The organism is Corallococcus sp. CA054B (genome assembly GCF_003611625.1).
Taxonomy (GTDB): domain Bacteria; phylum Myxococcota; class Myxococcia; order Myxococcales; family Myxococcaceae; genus Corallococcus; species Corallococcus coralloides.
The window spans coordinates 1-25,871 of sequence record NZ_RAVY01000026.1 but is presented as its reverse complement, the minus strand read 5'-3'; the positions used below and the strand labels follow the sequence as shown (position 1 = coordinate 25,871).

Annotated in this window: 7 protein-coding genes; 1 reads left to right on the top strand and 6 read right to left on the bottom strand. The window is 71.9% G+C overall.

The features are described 5' to 3' along the window. Positions 1 to 4: 4 nt before the first annotated feature. The 4 genes from D7V80_RS09385 to D7V80_RS09370 form a co-directional block, all read right to left on the bottom strand. Positions 5 to 8,743 (bottom strand): non-ribosomal peptide synthetase, encoded by an 8,739-nt coding sequence (locus D7V80_RS09385; protein ID WP_120587832.1) that lies wholly within the window; start codon positions 8,741 to 8,743, stop codon positions 5 to 7. 65 nt (positions 8,744 to 8,808) lie between these two features. Then, the gene (locus tag D7V80_RS09380) at positions 8,809 to 9,933 is read right to left on the bottom strand and encodes an inosamine-phosphate amidinotransferase 1 (RefSeq protein ID WP_199738461.1); all 1,125 of its coding nucleotides are present in this window, start codon (positions 9,931 to 9,933) and stop codon (positions 8,809 to 8,811) included. 28 nt (positions 9,934 to 9,961) lie between these two features. Then, complete coding sequence (locus tag D7V80_RS09375; protein WP_120587831.1) at positions 9,962 to 12,808, bottom strand: amino acid adenylation domain-containing protein; 2,847 nt, start codon at positions 12,806 to 12,808, stop codon at positions 9,962 to 9,964. Continuing rightward, on the bottom strand, positions 12,805 to 21,228 hold the full coding sequence (locus D7V80_RS09370; RefSeq protein ID WP_158616584.1) for a non-ribosomal peptide synthetase: 8,424 nt from the start codon (positions 21,226 to 21,228) through the stop codon (positions 12,805 to 12,807). The genes D7V80_RS09375 and D7V80_RS09370 overlap by 4 nt, the downstream gene beginning before the upstream one ends. Positions 21,229 to 21,412: 184 nt before the next feature. Between D7V80_RS09370 and D7V80_RS09365 the strand changes: the two genes are divergently transcribed. Beyond that, positions 21,413 to 22,486, top strand: coding sequence for a cupin-like domain-containing protein (locus tag D7V80_RS09365; RefSeq protein WP_158616583.1), 1,074 nt, complete (start codon positions 21,413 to 21,415; stop codon positions 22,484 to 22,486). 76 nt (positions 22,487 to 22,562) lie between these two features. Here the strand turns inward: D7V80_RS09365 and D7V80_RS09360 are convergent, their stop codons facing one another. Further along, entirely contained in the window at positions 22,563 to 25,151 is a 2,589-nt protein-coding gene (locus D7V80_RS09360; RefSeq protein WP_120587828.1) for a DUF5916 domain-containing protein, read from the bottom strand. 12 nt (positions 25,152 to 25,163) lie between these two features. Continuing rightward, positions 25,164 to 25,871 (bottom strand): ABC transporter permease (locus tag D7V80_RS09355; RefSeq protein WP_147447031.1); only part of this gene is annotated, 708 nt, incomplete at its 5' end.

The following is a 25,871-nucleotide window of genomic DNA, read 5'->3' as shown; positions in this document are numbered from 1 at the left end:
CGTGTCAGGCGGAGGCGGGCCTGCTCCGGTCGTGGCTGGAGAAGCGCCACGTGTCGGGGAGGCCCCGCTCCGCCAGGAGCGCCTGGCACTTCGACAGCCGCGCCTCCACGTCGGGCTTGCTCGGGTCGAAGAGCAGGCCCGCCACCGTTCCGCTGTGGGCCACCTGGAGCCCCACCGCTCCTGAGGCCTCCATCACCTCCAGCAGCAGGTCGAAGTGGGGCTTGGGCAGGAAGCGCTGGTTGATGCGCGCGCTGGTCGTGGCCACCTCACCCAGCAGCCGGTAGTCCCCCGTCGCGAGCGCCCGCTCCAGCGAGGCACGCAGGCGCTGGAACTGCTCGATCTCCTCGCTGTCGTAGCGGGCGGGCGCGTGGGCCAGGGTGTCCACGCCCTTGCCCCCGGGGTCCAGGTTGATGCTCACCACGCGCAGGTCGAGCACCTCGCCGCTGAAGCGGTCGAGCACCACGCCCTCTCGATGAGCGAAGATCAGCGCGCTGTTGCCGAAGATGGTGGAGTCCGACGCCGTCTCCGCCTTCACCGCCAGCCGCGCGGTGTCCTCCGGCGTCAGCGGCCGGTTCAACGCCGCGGACACGGCGCGGATGGTGGCCACCACGTCGCTCGTGGAGGAGCCCAGCCCCCAGCCCACGGGGATGTTGCTGTGCACCACCAGGTGCCCGCCGCGCGGCTCCACGCCCGCCCACTCCAATGTGAGCGCCGCGGCCCGCGCCGCCTTCGTCTTCCACGAGGGCTCCACGGTGAGCCCCGCGTCGGACGTGAGCTGGAAGCGCGCATCCGAGCGCAGCATGCCGCAGGGCAGTGACAGCAGGCCCCGGTGCAGCCGCCCGTCCGCGTCGCGGAACACGCCCTGGAGCAGCTCACCGTGGTGGCCCACGGCTTCGCCTCGGCCCTCGGCGGAGAGCGCGGGGGCCGCTTGCACCACGGGCACGGCCGCGATGGGGGCTTCGGCCACGTCCTGGGTCGTGGCCAGGGCTTCGCCGACGAGCTTCTCCAGGCGGTGGATGGTGCGGTGCTTGAGCAGCTGCCTCAGACCCAGCGTCACGCCGAACTGGTCGGTCATTCGCGCGAGCAACTGGAGGGCGCGCATGGAGTGCCCGCCCAGCTCGAAGAAGTCCGCGTGGATGCCCACGTTGGGCAGGCCCAGCACGTCCTTCCAGAGCTCCGCGAGCCGCTCCTGGAGCGGCGTCTGGGGCGCGACCATCGGCGCGGCGGGACCTTCGTCACCGAAGGCCGGGGGCAGGGCTCGCTCATCCACCTTGCCGCTGAGGTTGCGGCGCAGGCGCGAGACGAACTGGTAGCGCTCCGGCAGCATGTAGTCCGGCAGCGTCTTCGCGAGGAAGTCCTGGAGCCGGGCGCCGTCCAGGAGCTGCCACGCGGCGGACTCACCTTCCGCGTGCGGGTGCTCCATCCACACGCTCGGGTCGTGGTACTCGGCGAAGCCCCGCTCCACGTCCACCGTCACCGGCTGCATGGTGCCCGGGAGCGCATACTCGCCGGACGCGGTGAGCCGCTGGCCGCTCCACTGCTCCCACGAGGCCAGGTCCGCGCGGATGTACTGCGAGCGCGACTCCATGTGGAGCATCCGGCCGCCCACGCGCTCGTGGATGCGCAGCCACGGGTCCTGGAGCTGTCCGTCCTCTCGGCGCGCGTGGCACCACTGTTCGAACGACAGGTCCGGGCGCGACGCCTTGCCCGTGGGCCGCACGGGGACGACCACCCGGCCCAGCCCGTGAGCGCGCGCCAGCGCCTTGAAGCCCCGCAGGATGAGCGTGGCGAGCCCCCGGCCCAGGGCGTCCTCGGCCACCACGCCGGTGAGGATCATCAGCGTGTCGGCGGGCACGCCGCGCGCCGCGTCCTCGAAGCCCTGCCGCAGCCCCGCGTCCCAGCCCGCGGGCAGGCCCTCGCGGGTGCCGTCCCAACGGATGGGCAGCGCGTTGCCTGCGGCCACCACCGCGTCGTCCTCATCGACGAGCGCGAACTGGTGCGCGGCGAACTCCTCCGCGAGCCTTGGCCAGAACTCGCGCAGGACGGTGTCCCCCGCGAAGAAGTCCGGCCACGCGCCCACGTGCAGGTCGTCCATGGCCCGCTTCAGCTCCGGGCGCTGGGCGAGCGTGAACATCCGGTAGCGCAGGCCCTCGCCCTGGAGCGTGCTCGCGGCCTCGTGCAGCTCCACGGTGGCCACCAGGCCGTCGCCGCCGCCGGGCTTCTTCGCGTGCCGCACGATGCAGCCCGCCACCGCCGGGTGCGCGGCGAGCCGGGCCTCAATCTCCTCCAGCTCCACGCGGTTGCCGCGGACCTTCACCTGCTTGTCCACGCGGCCGATGAACTCGACGTCGCCCGCCTCGGTGTACCGGCCCAGGTCTCCCGTGCGGTACATCCGCGCGCCCGGCTCCTGGCCGAAGGGGTCTGGCAGGAAGGCGCGAGCGGTGCGCGCCGGGTCGCCCAGGTAGCCGCGCGCGAGCCCCGGCGTGCTCACGTACAGCTCGCCGGTGACGCCGAAGGGCACGGGGCGCAGTGCTTCATCCAACAGGTAGAGGCGCGTGTTGGCGATGGGCCGGCCCAGCGGAACGATGTCGCCCTCCACCGGCCGCGCGCAGTCGAAGCGGCTGGCGTCCACGGTGACCTCCGTGGGGCCGTAGTGGTTCGCCAGGCGGGCGGGGAACGTCGCGAGGAACGCGTCGCGCAGCTCGCGTGGCAGGTACGCGCCGCCGGAGAGGACCCGCCGCAGCGACGGCAGCTCCGGGATGCGCCCGGCACGCCGCGCGTCCACCAGCTCCCCCAGCATCAGGGGCACGCACTGGAACAGGGTGATGGACTCACGGCGCACGACCTCCGCCAGGTGCTGGGGCGAGCGGGCCGCGGCGTGCGGCGGAATCACCACGCGCGCGCCCACGGTCAGCGGCCAGTAGAGGTCCAGCACGAACGGGTCGAACGTGAACGAGGTGAGCAGCAGCACCGAGTCGCTCGCGTCCAGCGCGTAATCCCGCTGGGTGGAGGCGACGACGTTGGCGATGCCCCGGTGCTCGATCTCGATGCCCTTCGGCACGCCCGTGGTGCCCGACGTGAACAGCACGTAGGCCAGGGCCCGCCCCCCCCGTGAGCCCTTCGGAGAGGTCGAGGGCCGGGACGCCACGGCTGCGCGCTCCGCGTCCATGGAGAGCACCGTGAGCCCCGGGCGCTGGAGGCTTGTGGACAGCGGCCCCTCGGTGATGAGCAGCCGGGCTCCGGCGGTGTCGAGCACCTGGGCCTGACGCTCCTCCGGATGCTCCGGGCTGACGGGCACGTACGCGGCGCCCGCCTTGAGCACGGCCAGCAGCGCGAGCACCAGCCGCGGTGACGGCTCCAGTCGCACGCCGATCCGGTCCTCCGGGCCCACGCCGTGCGCACGCAGGTGGTGGGCCCAGCGGTTGGCCTCCTGGTCCAGCTGCCGGTACGTGAGGTGTCCGCCCTCCCAGGAGAGCGCCACCGCGTCCGGCGTGCGCTCCACCTGCGCCTCCACCAGGCGGTGCACGCCGGTGTCCGCGTCGTAGGGCAGCGCCGTGTCGTTGAACGCGTGCAGCAGCCGCTGCTCCGACGTCGTGGACAGCATCCGGTAGTCCGCGAGCGCGCGGGTGGGGTCCGCCACCAGCTGTTCGACGAGCGAGAGGTACTGCTCCAGCATCCGCTCCGCGGTCGCGGCCTTGAACAGGTCGGTGTTGTAGTTGAGCCGGACGATGACGCCCTGGGCGACGTGGTCCACGATGTACGTGAGGTCGAACTTGGACGTCTCGCTCTCGGCGACCTCGATGCCGCGCAGGAACTCCAGCTGGAGCCCGTCGAAGCGGACCTCGTCGGCGAGCCGCAGCTTGTTGTTCTGCAGTCCGTACATCACGGAGAAGAGGCGGTTGCGCGACAGGTCCGTGTCCGGGTTCAGCTCCTGGATGGCCAGCACGCTGGGATAGACGTGGTGGTCATACGCCTCCGCCGCCGTCTGGCGCGTGTCCTCCAGCAGCTGCTGGAAGGTCATGCCCGGTCGCACCGTGCAGCGCATGGGCAGCGCGGTGGCGAAGAGGCCCAGGAGCGGCGCCACGCGTTCGTCATCGCGGTTGGCGATGGGCGTGCCCACCACGAAGTCCCGCTGTCCGCTCAGCCGGTGCAGCTGCGCGTGCAGCGCGGAGAGGAAGACGATGTTGAGCGTGGTGTGGTGCCGGCGGGCGAAGGCGTCGATGGCGGCGCTGCGCTCCTTCGGGATGACGCGGTGGACCTCCGCGCCGTTGAACGTCTGGAAGGCGGGGCGCGGGAAGTCGAGCGGCAGCTCCAGGGGCTGCGGGAGGGTGGCGAACTTCTGGAGCCAGTAGCGGCGCTGGGGCTCCAGGGCGCCGGAGGCCACGGCGTCGTGGATCCACGCGGCGTAGTCCACGTAGCCCAGGCGCAGCTCCGGCAGGCGCGGGGCGCGCGCGGCGCGGAAGGCGTTGTAGAGCTCGCTCAGCTCCCGCGCCAGGTTCATGGTGGAGGTCTCGTCCCAGATGATGTGGTGGACGAGGAAGAGGACGAGGAAGCGGCCGCCGGAGAAGTGCGCGAGCTTCACGTGGAACATCGGGCCGTTCTCGAAGTCGAGCGACATCCCGCTGTGCTTCCGCGCCAGCTTCTGCACCTCCGCGTGGAAGTCCGCGTCCGGCACGTCGCGCCGGTCCAGGTACAGCGACTCGCGGGTGACGGCCACGTGCGGGCGGACGTACTGCACGGGCTGGCCGTCCACGTAGCCGAAGTGCAGCCGGAAGATGTCGTGACGGTCCACCAGCGTCTGCCAGGCGCGGGTGAAGGCGTCCAGGTCCAGGTCGCCGGTGAGCACCAGGTCGCCGATGCACACGTTGTAGAACGGGCTGTCCGGCTCCAGTTCGTGCATGTACCACTCGGGGAACTGGTACGTGGCCAGCGGGTAGTGCGCCCTCGGCTCCAGCCTGCGCAGGGGCGGCAGCGCCACCGCCGGTGTGGCGCCGTCAGTGGGGACGCTCCGCAATGCCTCGATGCGCTGCGCGATGCGCGCCACCGTCTGGCCCTCGAAGAGGTCGCGCACGGACAGCTCCACGCCGGTGAGGGCGCGCAGCTTCGCGTTGGACTGGATGGCCACCAGCGAGTGCCCGCCGAGCGCGAAGAAGTTGTCCTCCGCGCCGACGCGGGGCAGGCCCAGCAGGTCCGCCCAGACGTCCGCGACCCGCTGCTCCAGCGGCGTGCGGGGCGCCACGTAGGCGGTGAGCGAGCCCAGGTCGCCCTCTCCCGGCGCGGGGAGCGCGTTGCGGTCCACCTTGCCGTTGGGCAACAGCGGCAGCGCGTCCATCAGCACGAAGGCGGACGGCACCATGTAGTCCGCCAGCCGGCTGCCCAGGTACTCCGCGAGCGCGGCCGGCGTGGCGGCCTCCGCCTCCTTGAGGACGGCGTAGGCCACCAGCCGCTTCGCGTGGCCCTTGTCCCCGCGCGCGATGACGACCGAGTCCCGCAGGCCCGGGTGCTGGGCGAGCGCGGACTCCACTTCGCCAATCTCGATGCGGAAGCCGCGGATCTTCACCTGGTGGTCGATGCGGCCGAGCACCTCGATGCTGCCGTCCTCCAGGAAGCGCACCAGGTCGCCGGTGCGGTACAGCCGCTGGCCGGGCTCCGTGGCGAACGGATCCGGCACGAACGAGCGGGCCGTCTTGAAGGGGTCTCCCAGGTAGCCGCGCCCCACGCCGACGCCGCCGATGTACATCTCCCCCGCGACGCCGATGGGCACCGGCTGGAGGAAGGTGTCCAGGATGTATGCCTGGAGGTTGGGCAGCGTGCCGTTGATGGGCAGGCTGGCCCAGTGCATGGAGGGCGCGGACAGCATGGGGTAGTGCGCGCTGTCGTCGGAGACCTCCGTGGCGCCGTAGGCGTTCACCATGGGCACGCCCGGCCACAGCTTGAACCAGCGCGCGCACAGCTCCGGCAGCAGCGGCTCACCGTTCACGATGAACCAGCGCATGCCGGAGATGTCGTAGCGGCCGGGGTTGGCTTCCATCTCCTCCAGCATGATGCGCATGTGCGTGGGCACCGTCTCCAGGACGGTGACCCGTTCGTCCCGCATCCTGGCCAGCAACTGCACCGGCTCCCACGCGGACTCGTCCTTGAAGATGGCCGTGCGCGCGCCCACGAGCAGCGCGCAGACGAACTGCCACACCGACACGTCGAAGCTGGGCGTGGCGATTTCGGCCACCACGTCCTTCGCGGTGATGCCCAGCGTGTGCTGCTTCGCACGCAGGTGGTTGAGCATCCCGACGTGTTCAATCATCACGCCCTTGGGCATGCCCGTGGAGCCCGAGGTGAAGATGACGTAGGCGAGCGCCTCCGGCGGCACGTGCACGTCCGGGCGCGTCCAGGGCGCGTCCTGCTCCAGCAGCTCCGTCACCCGCGCGACGGGGCGGCCGGAGGCGATGTCCCGGGCGTCCGCGAGGTGGCGCTCCTCCGTGAGCAGCATCACGCACTGGCTCTGCTCCACCACGGAGCGCAGCCGGTGCCGGGGCAGGGCCGGGTCGATGGGCACGTACGCGCCACCCGCCTTCCACACGGCGAGCATGGCGATGAGGAACTCCAGCTCCCGGTCCAGGAAGAGCGCGACGATGCGGTCCGTGGAGACGCCCGCGGCGAGCAGGTGGTGCGCCAGCCGGTTGGCCCGCGCGTCCAGCTCCCGGTACGTGAGGCTGCGGCCTTCACATGTGGCCGCGATGGCGTCCGGCGTGCGGTCCACCTGGGCCTCGAAGACCTCGTGGAAGCACTCGTCGCGCCGCCAGGGCACGTCCGTGCGGTTCCAATCCAGCAGCTGGCGCTGGTTCTCCGCGGGGGTGAGCAGCGGCAGCCGGGAGAGGCGCTGGCGCGGGTCGCGCGCGGCGCCCTCGAGCAGCGTCTGGTAGTGGCCCGCGAGCCGCTGGACCGTGGCCGCGTCGAAGAGGTCGGTGTTGTATTCGAACCAGGCGACCAGGCCGTCCTTGTCCTCGGTGAGGCTCAAGGTCAGGTCGAACTGCGCGGAGCCGGTCTCCACGTCCACCGGCGTCAGCGTCAGGCCGTCCAGCTCCAGGCGGGGCGGCGGCATGTTCTGCAGCGCGAACATGACCTGGAAGAGGGGCGGGCGGCTCAGGTCGCGCGGCAGTTGCAGCGCCTCCACCAGCTTCTCGAAGGGGACGTCCTGGTGGGCGTAGGCGCCCAGCGTCGTCTGGCGCACGCGGGCCAGCAGCTCCACGAAGCGCGGGTCGCCGGAGAGGTCCGTGCGCAGGGCCAGCGTGTTGACGAAGAAGCCGATGAGCCCCTCGGTCTCCACGTGGCCGCGGTTGGCGATGGCGCTGCCGATGACGACGTCCTCCGTGCGCGCGTAGCGGCCCAAGAGGGCGTTGAAGCCCGCCAGCAGCGTCATGAAGAGGGTCACGTCCTGGCGGCGCGACAGCTGCTGGAGCGCGTCCGTCAGCGCCTTGCCCAGCTTCCAGGCGTGGCGCGCGCCCCGGTAGCGCTGCGCGGCCGGACGGGGCCGGTCCGTGGGCAGCTCCAGCGAAGGCGGCGCTCCGGCCAGCTGCTGCTTCCAATACGCGAGCTGCGCGTCCAGCCGCTCGCCGCGCATCCACTGGCGCTGCCACACGGAGAAGTCTCCGTACTGCACGGCCAGGGGCGCGAGCGACGCGGGCTGCCCGGAGGTGAAGGCGCCGTAGAAGGCGGCCAGCTCGCGCACGAAGACGCTGATGGACCAGCCGTCGGAGATGATGTGGTGCATCGTGACGAGCAGCACGTGCTCCATGCCGCCCAGGTCCAGCAGGCGCGCGCGCAGGAGCGGACCCGTGGCCAGGTCGAAGGGACGGCGCGCCTCATCCTCCACGCGCTGGCGCACGGCGTCCTCGCTGGCGCCGGACAGGGCCTCCACGTGCACCGGCACCTCCACCGTGGGGTGCACGCGCTGCACGGGCTGGCCGTCCACCAGCGCGAAGGTGGTGCGCAACGTCTCGTGGCGCTGCACGAGCGCCTGGAGGCTCTTCGCCATGGCCTGCACGTCCAGCGGACCCAACAGCCGCACCGCGCCCGCGACGTTGTAGGCGGTGAGGCCGGGCTCCAGCTGGTCGAGGAACCACAGCCGCTGCTGCGCGAAGGACAGCGGCAGGGGCGTGTCCCGCGGCGCGGGGAGCAGCGGCGGCAGGGCATCTCCGGAAGCCTCGGCGCGCGCGCTGTCCACGCGGGCGGCGAGCCCCGCCACGGTGGCCGACTCGAAGAGGATGCGCAGCGGCAGCTCCGTGCCGAGCGCGGAATTGAGGCGGGACATCACCTGGGTGGCCAGCAGCGAGTGGCCACCCAGCTCGAAGAAGTTGTCGTGCCGGCCCACGCGGGGCACGCGCAGCAGGCTCGCCCAGGTGCCGGCGATGAGCTCCTCCGTCGCGCCCTGGGGCGGCAGGAAGGCCTGCGCCGCCTGGGGGCGCAGGGGCGCGGGCAGCGCGTGCAGGTCCACCTTGCCGTTGACCGTGAGGGGCAGTGACTCCAGCAGCATCCACGCCTGCGGGATGAGCGACTCCGGCAGCCGTTCCTTGAGGAAGCCGCGCAGCTCCTCGACGGTGGGCGCCGTCTGGCCCGGTCGAGGGACGACGTAGGCCACCAGCTCCCGGGAGGGCGCCGCGGGGGCGTCCTCCCGCGCCAGGTTTCGGGCCGGCGGTTCACGCTGTTCGGAAGGGGATTCGGAGAGCCGGTGGTGCGTGGACGACATGTTGGAGCGGTCCTGGGGAAGTGTGTCGGCGGGAAAAGGGCGGATGCAGCGCGCGCGGCCCTGGCTCAGAAGTAGGACTGGAGGACGCCACGGCGGCGCACGTCGAGCGTGGCGCAGTGGAACGAGCCTCCCAGCCGGTAGAAGTTGGTGAAGTTGCAGGTGATGGGCTTGAAGCCCCAGTCCTTGAACGCGCGGATCAGCGTGTGCTCGTTCTTGTCCACGACGAGGCGCTGCTCATCGAGCATGAGGATGTTCATGCTCAGCCACTTGCCGCTGAAGTAGAGGATGAGGTCGTCCGACGCGCAGGGCGGCGGCGCGCGGAGGATGTCCCACGACTTGAACATCCGCGGCAGCTCGTCCACGCGCTCCGGGTTCACCAGCAGCTTGCCGGGCGCCAGCGGCATGAACGTCGTGTCGATGTGCATGGGCTTGGTGTCCCGGCACTTCAGCTCGTGGATGCGGTACTCGCTGCCCAGGTGCCGCCGCAGCCACTCCACGCCGAATGCGTTCGTCACGTGGCTGCGGATGTAGAAGAGGTCCCGGCCGCAGCGCACGAAGTCCGCCGCGTCGAAGAGCGGCTCGAACTCCGTGAGGGCGTAGCGCATGGGCTCGTCGTCACCCGGCACCTCCCAGGTGTCGTCGAACGACTCGTCCGTCAGCTGCGGCTTGGGCGCGGAGGTCCACCGCGCGCCCGCCTGGAAGTATTCTTTCAATAGCTTCCGGTAGGGATGTACCTCGAAATAGCGGGAGCGCCACGGCATGGGCGTCTCGATGAGGTGGTCACCCACGACGAGCAGCAGGTCGCGCGGCATCGCCGTGTAGAGGCCGCCCGGCGAGTGCCAGTCCGGCGTGGAGAAGGGCTTCGCGTGCGAGACGCGCTCGGGGCGGCGGACGCGGATGCCCTCGGCCTCCAGGATGTGCGCGAACTCGTCCAGGTCGCGGTTGGCCGCGTCCACCATGTCCTGGGGGAAGGGCTTGCCACCGTGCTCCTGGAAGAAGCCCCAGTGCTTGCGGGGCATGGTCGACTTGAGGGTCACGTGCCACGAGGGCACCGTGGCGCCGTCCGCGACGCCGACGATGACCTCCTCGAGCGGATCCCATTCGGTGTGCGAGGAGACCACCGGCTGCGACTGGGGCTGTGGGACCAATGACGGGTGCTGCGAGGCCAGTTGGAGGTTGGTGCGTTGCATGGCGTGTCTACTCCTCGGGGGGTGAGGGTCAGGGCAGGGGATGGGGGGACGGGCCGCGCGCGGGCGGCTCCAGCGGGAGCAGGCGCGGATCCATCGCGGCGGGCTCGGGCTCCACGGCCTGCTCGCGCGCGAGCACCACCACGTCCTGGATGGCGGGGTGCTGGCGGAGCGCCGCTTCAATCTCGCCCAGCTCCACGCGGACGCCGCGGATCTTCACCTGGTGGTCACCGCGCCCCAGGAACTCCAATTCGCCGTCAGGCAGCTGGCGGGCCAGGTCGCCGGTGCGGAACAGGCGCGAGCCCGGAGGACCGAAGGGGTCCGGCACGAAGCGCTCCGCGCTCAGGTCCGGCCGCTGGAAGTAGCCGTGCGCGAGGCCCGGGCCGCCCAGGTACACCTCGCCGGGCGCGCCCGGGGGAACGGGCTGTCCGCGCGCGTCCAGCACGTGCATCTTCATGTTGCCCAGCGGCCGGCCCAGCGGCACCGCCTTGCGCGCCATGCCGGGCGCGCAGGTGAACCACGTGGCGTCGATGGACACCTCCGTCTGGCCGTAGAAGTTGAAGAGCGTCGCGGAGGTGTGCTCGGCCAGCCGGTCCACCAGGTCCGTGGTCAGCGCCTCGCCTCCGCAGACCACCGTGCGCAGCGCATGGCAGTCCGCGATGCGGGGCTCCTCCAGCACCACGCGCAGCAGCGACGGCACCACGTTCATCTGCGTGACGCCGCGCCGGGCCATGAGGTCCGCGATGTAGCGGCTGTCCTGGTGCGCTCCGTCACGCACCATCACCGAGCGGGCCCCCGCGAGCAGCGCGCGGAAGAACTCCCAGATGGAGGCGTCGAAGCCGAACGAGGCCACCTGGAGGACGCGGTCCTCCGGCCCGATGGGCAGCGCGTGCTGTTCCCAGAGCATCCGGTTGGCGATGCCCGCGTGGGCGATCATCACGCCCTTGGGCACGCCGGTGGAGCCGGAGGTGTGCACCACGTAGGCCAGTTGCTCCAGGTGGACGGTCCGCGCGGGAGGCGTCTCCGCCAGGCCTTCCTGCCGCCACGCGCCGGGCTCCAGGCGCGCCTCCGGCGGCACCGGCAGCTTGACCGCGAGCGAAGCGGGCGCGAGCACGTAGCGGGCGCGGCACTCCGCGACCATCAGGGCCAGGCGCTGCGCGGGGGCTCCGGCGTCCAGCGGCACGAAGGCGCCACCGGCCTTCATGACCGCGAGCATCGACACCAGCACCTCCGTCGAGCGGGGCAGGCACAACGCCACGCGCTCCTCGGGCTCCAGGCCGGACGCGAGCAGCAGGTGCGCGAGCCGGTTGGCCCGGCGCTCCAGCTCCGCGTACGTGAGGTGGTCGTCCTCGCACTCCACCGCGATGGCGTCCGGCGTGCGCCGCGCCTGCTCCTCGAAGAGGACGTGCAGGGGGCGCGGGGACAGCGGCACCGGGGGCGGGTGGAAGGACTCCAGCGCCTGCTGACGGCCGGCCGCGTCCAGCAGCGGCAGCTCGGAGACGCGGCGCCGCGGATCCTCCGTGATGCCTTCCAACAGGCGTTCGTAGGCCCGCGCCAGCCGGTCGGCGGTGGAGGCGTCGAAGAGGTCCGTGTTGTATTCGAGCCAGCCCGTCAGCGCGCCGGACGTCTCGACCAGCGTCAGGGTGAGCTCGAACTTGGAGGTGTCCGTCTCCAGGTCCAGGTTCGTCAGCGTGAGCCCCGGGAGCGCCAGCGGCTGGAGCGGCGCGTTCTGGAGGACGAACATCGTCTGGAAGAGCGGCGAGCGGCTCAGGTCCCGCTTCACGCGCAGGTCCATCACCAGCTTCTCGAAGGGGACGTCCTGGTGGGCGAAGCCGCCCAGGGCCGTCTCGCGTACGCGGCCCACCAGCTCCGTGAAGCGCGGGTCGCCGGAGAGGTTCGTGCGCAGGGGCAGCGTGTTGACGAAGAAGCCGATGAGCCCCTCGGTCTCCGCGTGGTTGCGGTTGGCGATGGGCGTGCCGACGACGAGGTCGTCCTGGCGCGTGTAGCGCTGGAGCAGCACCAGCCACGCGGCCATCAGGGTCATGAACAGCGTGGCCCCCTCCTGGCGGGACAGGGTGTTGAGCGCGGCGGTAACGGCCGGGGACACGCCCAGGGGCAGCTGCGTGCCGCGGAAGGTCTGGGCCGGAGGGCGCGGACGGTCCGTGGGCAGGCCCAGCGCGGTGGGCGCGTCCGCCAGGTGCGTGCGCCAGTACGCGAGCTGCTCCTCCAGCACGTCGCCCTGGAGCCAGTCGCGCTGCCAGCGGGCGAAGTCGGAGTACTGCACCTTGAGCGGCGGCAGCGGCGAGGGTGCGCCCTGGAGGAAGGCCGCGTACAGCGCGGCCAGCTCGCGCACGAACACGCCGATGGACCAGCCGTCGGAGACGATGTGGTGCATCGACAGCAGCAGGATGTGCTCCGCGTCCGACAGGCGCAGCAGCTTCCAGCGGATCAACGGACCGCGCTCCAGGTCGAAGGGCGCGGCCACGTCCTCGGCGGTCAGCTCGCGCACGCGGCGCGCGGTCTCCTGTGCGTCCAGCCCGCCCAGGTCCACCACGTGCAGTGGCAGCTCGGGCGCGGGCCCCACGACCTGCACGGCCTCGCCTTCACGGGCCTGGAAGGTCGTGCGCAGGGACTCGTGGCGCTGGACGATCTCCTGGAAGCTCTTCTCCAGGGCGCCGCGCTCCAGCGTTCCGCTGAGGCGCACGGCGAAGGGGATGCCGTAGTGGTGGCTGCCCGGCTCCAGCCGGTCCAGGAACCACAGCCGCTGCTGGGCGAAGGAGGGCGGGAAGGCCCGGGGCTTCGCCGCGCGCTGCTGGATGAGGGCCCGGGCGCGGGCGCGCTTCTCCTCCAACGCGGAGGACTGCTTCACATCACTCATGATTCGATTTCTCCGCTTTCGAGCTCCGCGATGAGTGCGTCCAGCTCCGCTTCGGACAGCCCATCCACCTGGGGCAGCGCCTCTTCTGGGGCGCGCGCCGTGAGGAGGGGCTGCTTCCTGACTTCCGCCTGCCGTGAGACGACCTGCGCGAGCGCGGCCACGGTGCGCGCCTCGAAGGCGCTGCGCAGGGGCACGTCCACGCCGAAGGACTCGCGCACGCGCGAGATGACCTGGGTGGCGAGCAGCGAGTTGCCGCCCAGCTCGAAGAAGTCGTCGTGGGCGCCCACCCGGGGCGCCCCGAGCAGCTCCGTCCAGATGTCCGCCAGCCGCTGCTCCGTGGCGTCGCGGGGCGCCACGCCGTCCGCGCGGGGCGTGATGTCCGGCGCGGGCAGCGCGCGCCGGTCCACCTTCCCGTTGAGGGTGAGCGGGAGCGCGTCCAGGAACACGATGGCGGCCGGCATCACGGACTCCGGCAGCCGGCGGCGCAGGTGGGCCTTGAGGTCGGCCTCCGTGCACGCCTGTCCCGGCGCCACCACGGCGTGGAGCACCAGCCGCTTGCCGATGGGCCCGTCCTCGCGGACCGTGGCGATGGCCTGCCGCACGGCGGGGTGCTCCAGCGCGAGCGACTCCACCTCGCCCAGTTCGATGCGCAGGCCGCGCAGCTTCACCTGTGCGTCGGTGCGGCCCAGGAACTCGAGCGCTCCGTCCGGCAGGAAGCGGACCCGGTCCCCGGTGCGGTAGAGGCGGGCGCCGTCGCGCGCGTCGAAGGGGTGGGGCACGAAGGCGCGCGCGGTCAGCTCTGGCTCGTTCAGGTAGCCGCGCGCGAGCCCCAGGCCGCCCAGCCACAGCTCGCCAGGGACGCCCACGGGGACGGGCTGCTGGCGCGCGTCCAGGACGTAGGCTTGGGTGCTCGCGATGGGGCGCCCGATGGGCGGGTTCACCGCGCCCGCGGAGACCGGGCCACAGGTGGCGACGACCGTGCACTCCGTGGGGCCGTAGTGGTTGATCAGCTGGAACGGTGTGCCTTCGGGCGCGCCTCGGTGCAGCCGGTCTCCGCCGGTGAGCAGCGTCCGCAGCGCCGCGTGCGCGGGCCACGGCTGCGTGAGCACCGCCTCCGCGAGCGGCGTGGGCAGGAAGCAGCGGGTGATGCGCTCCTCGGTGAGCCACGCGACGAGGCGCTCCGGCAGGGCGCGCACCTCGTCCTCCACGATGTGGAGGCTGGCGCCCGCCGTGAGCGTGGGCCACAGCTCCCACACCGCGGCGTCGAACGCGGGCCCGGCGGCCTGGGTCGTGCGGTCCTCTGGCGTCAGCGCGTAGGTCCGCTGATGCCAGTCCACCAGGTGGGCCAGGCCCGCGTGCTCCAGCTCCACGCCCTTGGGACGGCCGGTGGAGCCCGACGTGTAGATGACGTACGCCAGGTGGCGCGGACCCGTGAGCTCCGGCAGAGCGTGCGCGGGCTCGGCGGCGGCTCCGAAGCCATCCTCCGCGAGCAGGCGCTGGCAGTCCGGCGGAAGCGTCAGTGCGGCGGTGTTGCGCGAGGCCAGGAGCACCGGCGCGCGGACATCCTCCAGGATGGACTGGAGCCGCTCCGGGGGCGCGGAGGGGTCCAGCGGAACGTAGGCGCCGCCCGCCTTGAGCACGCCCAGCGCCGCTTCGACGAACGCGGTCGAGCGCTCCAGACAGAGCACCACGGGGACGTCTGGCCCCACGCCCAGGCCTCGCAGGTGCCAGGCCAGCCGGTTCGCGCGGGCTTCGAGCTGACCGTAGGTGAGCGCCTCGCCCGCGAAGGCCACCGCGAGCGCGTCCGGCGTGCGCTCCGCCCAGGCCCCGAAACGCGCGTGCACGGAGACGTGGAACGGCGGCGCAACAGGGCGCGGGTTCCACCCGTGGAGCAGCGTGTGCCGCTCCTCGGCCGTCATCAGGGACAGGTCGCCCACGTGGCCATTGGGAGCCGCCGCGATGCTGGAGAGCAGCACCTGGAAGTGCTCCGCGAGGCGCGCGATGGAGGCCGCGTCGAAGAGGTCCGCGTCGTATTCGAAGCGCGCGGTCAGCCCGCCGTCCTCGCCACGCTCCAGCGCGAGGTCCAGGTCGAACTTCGCCGGAGCGGACTCGGACTCCAGCAGCGTCAGGTGCAGCCCCTGGAGGGCGCGGGAGGGCAGGGGCGCGTCCTGGTAGGAGAACGCGACCTGGAAGAGCGGCGTGCGGCCCAGGTCTCGCTCCACCGCGAGCGCTTCGACGAGCTTCTCGAAGGGCACGTCCTGGTGCTCGTGCGCCGCGAGCACGGACTCGCGCACCCGGCCCAGCAGCTGGCGGAAGGTGGGGTTGCCGGAGGCGTCCGTGCGCAGGGGCAGCGTGTTGACGAAGAAGCCGATGAGCCCTTCGGTTTCCACTCGCGTGCGGTTGGACAGCGGGCAGCCCACGACGAGGTCGTCCTGGCCCGTGTAGCGCAGCAGCAGCGTCTGGAACGCCGCCAGCAGCGTCATGAACGGCGTGGCGCCTTCGCGCCGGCCCAGCTCCGCGAGTCCTCCAGCGAGCGCCGCCGGGAGGTGGATCTCGTGACGGCCGCCCGCGAGCGTCCGCACCGCGGGCCGGGGCCGGTCCGTGGGCAGCTCCAGGACGCTGGGAGCGCCCGCGAGCCGTTGCTTCCAGTGCGTGAGCTGACGCTCCAGGACGCCGTCCGCCAGCCACTCCCGCTGCCACAGCGCGAAGTCGATGTACTGGAGCGGCAGCGGCGCGAGCGCCGGAGGGGCGCCCGTGGAGAACGCCGCGTACAGCGCGCCCAGCTCCCGCAGCAGCACGGCGACGGACTCGCCATCCGCGACGATGTGGTGGAGCGTCAGCAGCAGCACGTGCTCGTCCGGGCCCAGCCGCAGCAGACGGCCGCGCAGCAGCGGGCCCTGGGCGAGCGCGAACGGAGCGCGGGCCTCTTGCTTCGCGAGCTGGTGCACCTCCGCGTCGCGCGCCGCCGGGGACAGTGCGCTCAGGTCGACTTCGGGCAGTTCGAAGGGGACGTGGGCGTGGACGCGCTGAGTGGCGCGGCCCTGGTGCTGGGAGAAGGTGGTGCGCAGCGCCTCGTGGCGGTGGACCACTTCATCGAGGCCTCGGCGCAGCGCCGCGATGTCCAGCGGGCCCTGGAGGCGCACCGCCGCGGGCAGGTGGTAGCGCGCGTCGCCGGGCTCCAGTTGGTCCAGGAACCACAGCCGCTCCTGCGCGTAGGACAGCGGCGCTTCCGGCGCGCGGTCCGTCTGGTGCTTCAGCGCGGGCCCTCGTGCCGGAGCGCGCACGCCTCCGTCGATGCGCGCGGCGAGCGAGGCCACCGTGGGCGCTTCGAACAGCGTGCGCAGGGGCAGCTCCACCCCGAACACCTCGCGCACACGAGCGAGCAGCCGCGCGGCCAGCAGCGAGTGGCCGCCCAGCGCGAACCAGTCCTCGTGCAGGCCCACGGCTCCGCCAAGCAGTTCGGTCCAGAGGCCCGCGAGCTTCTGCTCCGTGGCGGTGCGCGGCGCCGTGTCCTCCGGGGACGTGGGGCGCTCCAGCTCGGGCGCGGGCAGGGCCTGCCGGTCCACCTTGCCCGTGGGGGTCAGCGGCAGCGCGGGCAGGAGCACGAAGGCCGCGGGGCACATCACCTCCGGCAGCTCGCGGCGCACGTGCTCGCGCAGCGTGGCTCCGGTGAGCGCCGCGTCCGGTGTGGCGACGACGTAGGCGACGAGGCGCTTGCCTGTGGAGGGCTCGTCGCGCACCGCGACCACGCACTGACGCACGTCCGGGTGACGCTGGAGGACGGATTCGATCTCTCCCAGCTCGATGCGGAAGCCGCGCAGCTTCACCTGATGGTCGAGCCGGCCCAGGAACTGGAGCTCGCCGTCCGGCAGCAGGCACGCGAGGTCCCCGGTCCGGTACAGGCGCGCGCCGGGAACCGTGCTGAAGGGATCCGGCACGAAGGCGCGAGCGGTGAGGTCGGGGCGGTCCAGATAGCCGCGAGCCACGCCCGGCCCGCCGATGCACAGCTCGCCCGCGACACCCAGCGGCTGGGGCCGCAGCGACGCGTCGAGCACTTGCACGTGCATGCCATCCAGCGGCCGGCCGATGGTGGGCAGGCCGGACGCCGCGTCCCCGGATCCGACCGGGGCGAAGGTGGCGGCCACGGTGCCTTCGGTGGGACCGTAGAGGTTGGTGACGCGGAAGGGAGTGTGCGCGGAGGGCCGCCGACGCAGTTGGTCGCCGCCGGTGGTCAGCTCGCGCAGCGCGAGCGTCTGGGGCCACTGTTGTCCGAGCACGCCCTCCGCGAGGGCCGTGGTGAGGAAGGTGTGGGAGATGTGCTCGGCGGCGAGCCACTCGACGAGCCGCTCCGGCAGGGCGCGCACGTCATCGCCGGGCAGGTGCAGGCTGGCGCCCGCGATGAGCGCGGGCCACACCTCCAGCACGGACGCATCGAAGACCGGCGTGGACAGATGCGTGGCCCGGTCCTGGGGCGACAGGGCGAAGGTCCGCTGGTACCAACCCGCGAAGTGGGCCAGGCCACCGTGCGTGAGCTGCACGCCCTTGGGCCGCCCGGTGGAGCCGGACGTATAGATGACGTAGGCGAGGTGATCCGCGTCAGGCGTGGCGTCCAGCACTGTGTCCGGCACGCCGTGGGCCGCAGCCGTCACGTCGTCCAGCACGCGCACGGACGCGGGCAGCCGTGAACGCAGCTCCGGCGTCGTGAGCACGACCGCCGCGCCCACGTCCTCCAGAAGCGCTTCCAACCGCGCCTGCGGTGCGTCCGGATCCAGCGGCACGTAGGCGCCGCCCGCCTTGAGGATGCCCAGCAGCGCCAGCACCTGCTCGGGCGAGCGGTGCATCAGCACACCGGCGCGCACGTCCGGACCCACGCCCAGCTGGCGCAGTCTTCGCGCGAGCACGCGGGCCTGCTGCTCCAGCATTCCGTACGTCCACTGTCGTCCATCCGCAGTGATGGCCAGCGCGTCGGGCGCGAGCGCGGCTCGGGCCGCGATGGCGTGGTGAACGGGCGTGAAGGACCCGGACACCCGCGCTCCCGTGCTGAACGTGCGCACGCGCTCCTGCTCCGCGTCCGGCAGCAGCGGCAGGGCCGACACGCGCTGGTCCGCGTCCGCCGCGATGCCCGCGAGCAGGCACGTGAAGCGCGCCACCATGCGTCCCGCAGTGTCCGCGTTGAAGAGGTCCGTGTCGTAGCGGAGCGCGCCGTCGAGCCCACTCGGCGCATCCGCCATCTGGAGCGCCAGGTCGAACTGCGCGGTGCCCAGCTCCACCGGCACGCTCTCCGCCTCCAGCCCCGCGAAGCGCACGCGCACGCCAGGCAGGCCCAGCACCAGCGGGGTCAGTTCCTCGCGCTGGTGCGGCTGCTCCCAGGCGAACACCGCCTGGAACAACGGAGACCGGCTCGCGTCACGCGGACGCCGCAGCCGCTCCACGAGCAGCGGGAAGGGGTACTCCTGGTGCTCCAGCGCCTCCAGCACCGTGCGCCGGACCCGGCCCAGGTGCGCGCGGAAGGACGGGTCCCCGGACAGGTCCGCCACCAGCGCCACCGGATTGACGTGGTAGCCGACCACGTCCTCCAGCCCCGAGCGCGTGCGCCCCGCCGCGGGCGAGCCGACCGCGAAGCGGTCCTGCCCCGCATGCCGGGCGAGCAGGACCTGCCACGCGGCGAGCAGCAGCGAGAACAGCGTCGTGCCCTCTTCACGCGCCAGTGCACGCAGCCGCCGCGTCAGCTCCGCGTCCAGCCGGAAGGTGCACGCGGCGCCCCGGAACGCGCGCACCGCCGGACGGGCGCGGTCGGTGGGCAGCTCCAGCACGTCCGGCACGCCGTCCAGCTGCTTGTGCCAGTACGAGAAGAGCCGCTCACCGTCCGGGCCCTCCAGGAACGGGCGCTGCCAGCGGGCGAAGTCCGAGGGCCGCAGGGCCGGAGCGGGGGACGCGGAGTCCCGTCCCTCCTTCAGTGCGGGGTAGAGCCCGTGCAACTCCTCCGCGAGCAGCGCCAGCGACCACAGGTCCAGGATGAGGTGGTGCGCCGCGAGCAGCAGCACCTGGCCGCCGCCCGCGTGGGCGTACAGCGAGGCGCGCAAGAGCGGCCCCTGCTCCAGGTCGAACGGGCGCGATGCGTCCGCGGCCAGCGCGTCCCGCAGCGGAGCGTCCTCCAGCGGAAGCGAGGCGTCCTTCAGGAGCCCGCCGCCATTGGCCGCGTCCACCCGCTGCACGAGCTCATCGTGCTCCAGGTGGAAGGTGGTGCGCAGGGCCGGGTGCCGTGCCACCAGCCGCGCCAGCGCCTCGCGCAGCGTGGGCACGTCCGCGGGCGTGTGGAAGCGCACCGCGAAGGCCAGGTGGTTCGCGGTGCTGTCCGGCGCCAGGCGCTGCGCCAGCCAGAGCGCCTTCTGTCCCTGGGACACAGGGTGGCGTCCCAGCGCATCCCCCGACGCCGTGGGCGCGAGCGGCCGCTGCCCCAGCGTGCCCACCAGCTCCCGCGCCAGGGCCCGCAGGCTCACCGCGTCCATCAGCCGCGCCAGGGACGTGTCCGTGCCCAGCCACGCGTCCAGGTCGCTCTTGAGCTCCACCGTCGCCAGCGAGTCGAGCCCCAGGCTGATGAGCGTCCGCTCCGCGTCGACGTGCGCGCGGGGAAGGCGCAGCCGCGCCGCCACCGCGTCCACCAGCGACGCCTCCAGGAACGCCGCGCGCTCCGGCTCCGGGAGCGCGAGCAGCTGCTCCGGACTCAGCGTGGGCACGGACGGAACGGAGGCCTGGAGCGTGCTCTGCCCCAGCACCTCCAGCTCCCCGGCGAGCCACGCCTGACGGCACGCGTAGCGCTGCACCTTGCCGCTGGACGTCTTCGGCAGCGAGCCCGCCTGGATGAGCACCACGTCATGGGCCTGTGCGTCGTGCGACTGCGCCACGGCCTCGCGGATGCTCCGGGCCAGCGCCTCCAGGTCCGTGCCGGCGTGGCGCGAGTCCACCTCCTGCACGATGACCAGCCGCTCCTCGCCCTCCAGCTCCACGGAGAACGCCGCGGTGCACCCCGGACGCAGCGCGGAGTGCACGCGCACCGTGGTGGACTCCACGTCCTGCGGGTACAGGTTGCGCCCGCGCAGGATGATGAGGTCCTTGATGCGCCCAGTGACGAACAGCTCGCCGCCGCGCAGCACGCCCAGGTCGCCGGTGCGCAGGTAGCGCCCATCGTCCGGGCCCGCGCCCTCCACCCGCGCGTGGAAGACGCGCGCGCTCTCCTCCGGCCGCTCCCAGTAGCCCTGGCCCACGCTGGCGCCCGCCACCCAGATCTCGCCCTCCTCGCCGGGCGCGCACTCGCGGCTGGTGCGCGCGTCCACCAGCCGCACCGTGTTCCCCTCCAGCACCCGGCCGGAGCCCACCAGGTTCACACCGTCCGTCACCGGCGCGGTGCCCAGCGCGTGCCCGGTGACGATGAGCGTCGACTCGGCCAGCCCGTAGCAGGGATAGAAGGCCTCCCTGCGGAAGCCCTGCGGCGCGAAGGCTTCGTGGAAGCGCTCCAGCGTCTCCGGCCGGATGGGCTCCGCGCCGTTGAAGGCCACCTTCCAGCGGCTCAGGTCCAGCGTCGCGCGCTCCTCGGCGCTCACCTTCCGGACGCACAGGTCGTAGGCGAAGTTGGGACCGCCGCTCGTCGTGGCCCCGTAGCGCGACACCGCCTGGAGCCAGCGGAAGGGGCGCTGCAGGAACGCGATGGGCGACATCAGCACGACGGGGAAGCCGCCGTAGAGCGGCTGGAGCAGCCCGCCGATGAGCCCCATGTCGTGGTACGGCGGCAGCCAGATGACGCCCCGGCTGTCGCGCGAGTGGCCGAACGCGCGGTGGATGAGCGCCAGGTTCGCCAGCAGGTTGCGGTGCGTCAGCATCACGCCCTTGGGGCTGCCCGTGGACCCGGACGTGTACTGGAGAAACGCCAGCGCGTCCCCCGTGACGCCCGGGTCCTTCCAGCCGTCCTCCAGCCCCGGCGCCAGCGCGTCCGTGGCCATCCAGGTGAGCCCCGCCAGCTCCGGCGCCTGCTCGAAGAGCATCCCGGCCATGCCGTGGATCATCTCCGTGGTGAGCACGAAGCGCGCCCGCGCGTCGCGCACCATCGCCTCCAGGCGCGGCAGGCTGCGGTTGAGGCGCGTCACGTCCGGCGGATACGCCGGCACCGCCACCACGCCCGCGTACAGGCACCCGAAGAAGGCCGTCAGGTACTCGTTGCCCGGCGGGAACAGCAGGAGCGCCCGCTCTCCCCGTGCCCCGTTCGCCTGGAGCCACGCGCCAATGGCGCGCGCCTGCCGGTCGAACTCGCCATAGGTGAGCGCCGCTTCCTCGGATTCGCCATCCACCAGGAAGGTGTAGCCCTGATGTCCTGGCGCCTCGGCTGAACGAAGACGCAGGAGTTCAATCAGGCTCGCCGGTGACATGTCGTTGGGCTCCACGCGATGTATGGCTTGAAAGACGGCATTCATGTGTCACGGTCAAAGTGTGTCTGTCAAATCTTGCATTGATATACTTGAGCCCTGTAAATTCCTTGATGACTGGTTTCTTTCGGCCCAAAGACAACCATCCAGGTTTCAATTCCAACACCGGGTCCCTCTAGGAGAGCGGATGTACGAGAACATCGAACGCATCAAGGCCCCTACTCGCGAAGTCTTCCTCAACGAGTACGTGCGGAAGCAGAAGCCCGTCATCATCACGAACCTGTTCGACGGGCAGCCCATCAGCCGGCTGTCCAGCCTGGACATCGCCCGCAAGGAACTGGGGGACATGCCCGTCGTGGTGCAGGAGGGCCACGAGGAATACTTCACCCGTATGCTGTCGATGCTCATCTCCAAGGACTTCACCTTCGAGGACATCGGGAAGAACCAGAGCACGGTGAACGGCTATCTGGAGATGGTGGCAAAGGACCCTGACAGCCGGCTGGTCTGCGCGGAGGTCCCGCGGTCGATGATCCAGAAGGTGGAGGCGGGCTACACCATCCCCGAGTACTGCCATCCGGACCCGGGGGAGCCCGACGAGTACACGTCGATGCTGTGGCTGGGGAACACGGGCAACTTCACCCACATGCACTTCGACGCGGACTACAAGAACATCTTCCAGTACCAGCTCTGGGGAGAGAAACGCGTGGTGCTGGTCCCGCCCACGTCGTCGCGGAAGATCCTGCCCATGCGTAACAACAGCGCGCTCAGCCCGGAAGGACTCAGCCAGGAGGAGAATGACAACTTCGTGCGCTACGTCGGGGGTTACCAGGCGGTGGTGCGCACCGGCGAGACGCTCTTCATGCCCGCGCTGATGTGGCACTACTTCGAGTACATGGACACCAGCATGGCCCTGACCATGCGCTTCCGCCGCAACAAGTACCTGCGCTTCCTGGCGGAGAACTTCCACACCGACTACCGGCTCCAGCACATCGCCTGGAAGCTGGCCAACGAGCGGGCGGTGGACGAGCAGGGGCTCAAGGCCTTCGCGCGGCTGGAGGCGGAGTTCCGCAAGCCCATGGACAACCCCATGGAGAAGGCGACCCACCTCCAGAAGGCAATCAATGAGATCTATGCCAGCTTCTGCACGGATGGCCTGAAGGGTGACCTGAGCCGTCCCTTCCTGGAAGAGATTCGCGGCGCCATCCGGAACATGGATGTGCTGGCGGGCTCTCTGTATTCAGACGAGCGCCCCACCGCCTGAGTTGTTTTTAGGGCTGGCGCCCGCCCAATCCCTTGCATCGGCAGGGGGCTGTGGCGGGCGCCGGACCTGAGACGTCTCAAAGCCCCCACTGGTGGGACCACTTGAGCAGCCAGGTGTCCGTGGTGGCGCCGTCCAGCAATTGGTTGGGCGCCAGGCGGGTCACCTGGGCGGTGCCCGGCGTGGTGGGCAGCTCCGTCTGGGCGCGTGAGTAGACGAAGTACAGCGTGGAACCCAGCCGGTACTCCCAACGCAGCACGGCGTTGAGGTTGAGCGCGGACTCGTGGAAGTCCGGGTCCAGCGCCGTGGTGGTGGGCGTCAGCCGCGCCAGGGGCAGCCGGCCGTTCGCGTCCGGGGTGCCTTCGAAGAAGGGGCCGTAGCGGCCGTACGCGGAGAAGAACTGCGCGTACGCCTGGAGCGTGAGCCGCGGGGTGAGCACCAGCAGCTGGCGCAGCGTGAAGGACATGGCGCGCGGGTGCAGCTGTCCGAACACGAGCCGGCCGTCCTCGTCCCCCACGTAGCGGGGCCCGTCCAGGTTGGTCAGCAGCTCACTGGTCAGCTGCGTCTCCAGGCGCGGCGTGGGGCGCCACGTCATCGTCAGGGCGCCGCCGCCGCCCGTCTTGGAGGGCAGGGGGCCCGGGGCGGAGATGCGGCCCACGTAGCCGTCCACCAGGAAGGAGAGGGCGCGGTTCCTGTCCGTGGAGCCGGAGCACGCCACGTACCGGTACGGCGGGCGCTCGTAGGGGATGCCGGTGAGGGGAATCTCGCGGATGTCGCTGCGCCCGGTGAGCTGGCCCAGCTCGCACTCCACGGCGTGGAAGCCGGGCAGCGTGGCCAGCGCGCCCACCGTGAGCTTGTGGCTGAGGCGGATGCCGCGCCCGTCCGTCGTCCAGCTGGTGATGCCCTGCACGGAGGTGGAGAAGTCCAGCAGCGGCCCGAAGCCGGTGGGCCGCACGAAGGACACCCGGCCGGAGGCCTCCTGGAGGTTCTGGGTCGGCTGGTAGCCCGTGGTGCTCAGCTCCAGGCGCGGCGACAGGTACTCGTAGCCCACGTCGAAGCGGAAGGGCTCACCGCCCTGCTTGCCGCCGCTCACGTACGCCCCCATGCCCAGGTCGCCCGGGCGCAGGAGCGTGCCGTCGCGCAGCGGGCGCCCCGCCGGCCCCCCCGCCACGCGCGAGCCGGTGAGCTGGCCGCGCACGCCCCAGGCGCCGTCCGTGCTGCGCACGTCCCAGTCCAGCGCCGCCGCGTTCCCGCCGGCCACCCGGCACGCGTCGCGCTCTGCGGGGTCGGAGGGCAGGATGCCCGAGCACAGGTCCGACAGGGGCGTCGCCGCCGCGAAGGTGCCGCCCACGGACACGCCGGTGACGGGCTGCTGCCGCAGCACGACGGTGAGGAAGTTCTGCGCGGGGCCCGCCTGCGCGGGCAGCTCGTTGTTGGGGCCCAGGTGCAGCGGCCGGGACGGGTGGAAGCGGATGCGCCGGTCCGGCGGCGCTTCGCCGTCCTCGCCGACCCCGTCCGTCCGGGGCGCGGAGGGGCCCATCACCACCGCGTCCAGCACGCCCACCTGGAGCGTGTCGGTGAGGTTTCCGGTGAGCTTCACCGCCGCCAGGATGGGCGTCTCCAGGCCGATGCGCCGCGTGTAGAAGAGCGTCTGCGAGGACTCGCCCACCGGCTGGAAGACGTCCATGCCCTGGAGGAAGAAGGGGCGCTTCTCCGGGAAGAACTGCTCGAAGGTGCTGAGGTTGAGGATGAGCTGATCCGCCTCCACCTGGCCGAAGTCCGGGTTCACCGTGGCGGTGAGCGTCAGGTCGCTGGTGAGCGCCGCGCGCAGGTCCACGCCCACGTCCGCGGACGGGGAGCCCAGCCGGGGCGTGGGCCGCGCCGGGTCCGCGTAGCGGGGGCTCATGCCGAAGCGCGCGGCCACGTAGGGCGTCAGCTGCAGGCCGCTGCGTTGGGGGATGCGCTCCAGGCCCTCCAGGTGCCCGAAGCGGGACACGAAGGCGTTGTCGTTGCGAGGCAGGAGGGTGGAGTCGATGACCTCGCGCGTGCGGGCCAGCTGCCGGCGCACCGCGAGCCCGAAGGTGTGCGTGGGCGCCTCCGGGAAGCGCAGCAGGTGCAGGGGGATGACCAGCTCCGCGGACCACCCGTCCGGCAGGTCCGCGGCGGCGCCGTCCCAGACCGCGTCCCAGTCCTCGGTGTACTTGATGTCCTCGAAGTAGAGGACGTCGCGGAGGATGCCGCCCGCGTTCACCGTGAACGCGTACGCGGTGCGGTGGTCGTGCGCGCTGTCCACCATCACCGTGACGGAGTCCGACTCCGGGGGCCGGTCCCGGCGCCCCAACTGGCGGTTGATGAGCTGGGGCTGCGAGTCGCGCGCCAGGATGCCGACGTAGAGGTTGTCGTCGTCGTAGAGGACGCGCAGGTCGGTGCGCTCGCTGGGCGCCGCGCCGTTCTTCGGGAAGGTCTGCACGAAGCGGTCGTACAGCGGCGCCTCCGCCCACTCGGCCTCGTCCAGCCGGCCGTCCAGCTGGATGGGCTTGAGCGTGCGCCGGGCCTGGATGGCGCTGGAGGCGGGCGGACCTTCCGCGCGCGGAGAGGCGGCCCAGAGCACGGTGAGGAGCCCCATGAGGACGGGCGCCGTGGAACGCGGACGGGAAACGGAAGACATGGTGAGGAGTGCTCAGGTCCAGCGGAACAGGCGCACGGCCAGGGCGAAGCACGCGGAGCCCCACGTGCCCAGGATGGCCAGGTCCGGCAGCAGCGCGGACAGCGACGCGCCTTCGTTGATGACGGCGCGCATGCAGGCGTTCATGGCGCTCAGGGGCAGCGCCCGGATGAGCGGCTGGACCGCGTCCGGGAAGTGGCTGGAGGCGAAGAAGATGCCCGCCAGCCCCATCATGGGCACCATCACCACGTTGATGAGGCCCACGGCCGTCTCGCTGGTGCGGGCGCGTGACGCGCACAGGAACGCCAGCCCGCTGAAGGCGAACGTCCCCGCCAGGGCCACCGCCGCCACCGCCGCGAGCGAGCCGTGGATGGGCATGCCGAACGTCAGGCGCGCGAAGCCCAGCAAGAGCGGCAGGTCCACGCACAGCACGAACACCACCCGCGCCAGGGCGAAGGACAGCAGGTACTCCGGGCGGCGCATGGGCGTGGCCGCGAAGCGCTTGAGCAGCCGGCGCTGCCGGGCCAGGACGATGACGAACGTGATGCCCCACATGCTGCCGGCCATCACGTTCATGCCGATGAGTCCGGGCACCAGCCAGTCCACGTAGCGCGTGCCGGGCGCGCTCACCACGTCGTCCTTCACGGGGCGCGCGTCGGCGCGGCCGGCGTCGCGCTGGAGCACGTCGTCCACGAAGGTGCGCGTGGCGGGGGACTCCGGGCG

Bases quoted from the DNA above. Each gene is read 5' to 3' on its own strand.
- D7V80_RS09385 (WP_120587832.1), bottom strand. From the start codon at position 8,743: ATGTCGTCCACGCACCACCGGCTCTCCGAATCCCCTTCCGAACAGCGT.
- D7V80_RS09380 (WP_199738461.1), bottom strand. From the start codon at position 9,933: ATGCAACGCACCAACCTCCAACTGGCCTCGCAGCACCCGTCATTGGTC.
- D7V80_RS09375 (WP_120587831.1), bottom strand. From the start codon at position 12,808: ATGAGTGATGTGAAGCAGTCCTCCGCGTTGGAGGAGAAGCGCGCCCGC.
- D7V80_RS09370 (WP_158616584.1), bottom strand. From the start codon at position 21,228: ATGTCACCGGCGAGCCTGATTGAACTCCTGCGTCTTCGTTCAGCCGAG.
- D7V80_RS09365 (WP_158616583.1), top strand. From the start codon at position 21,413: ATGTACGAGAACATCGAACGCATCAAGGCCCCTACTCGCGAAGTCTTC.
- D7V80_RS09360 (WP_120587828.1), bottom strand. From the start codon at position 25,151: ATGTCTTCCGTTTCCCGTCCGCGTTCCACGGCGCCCGTCCTCATGGGG.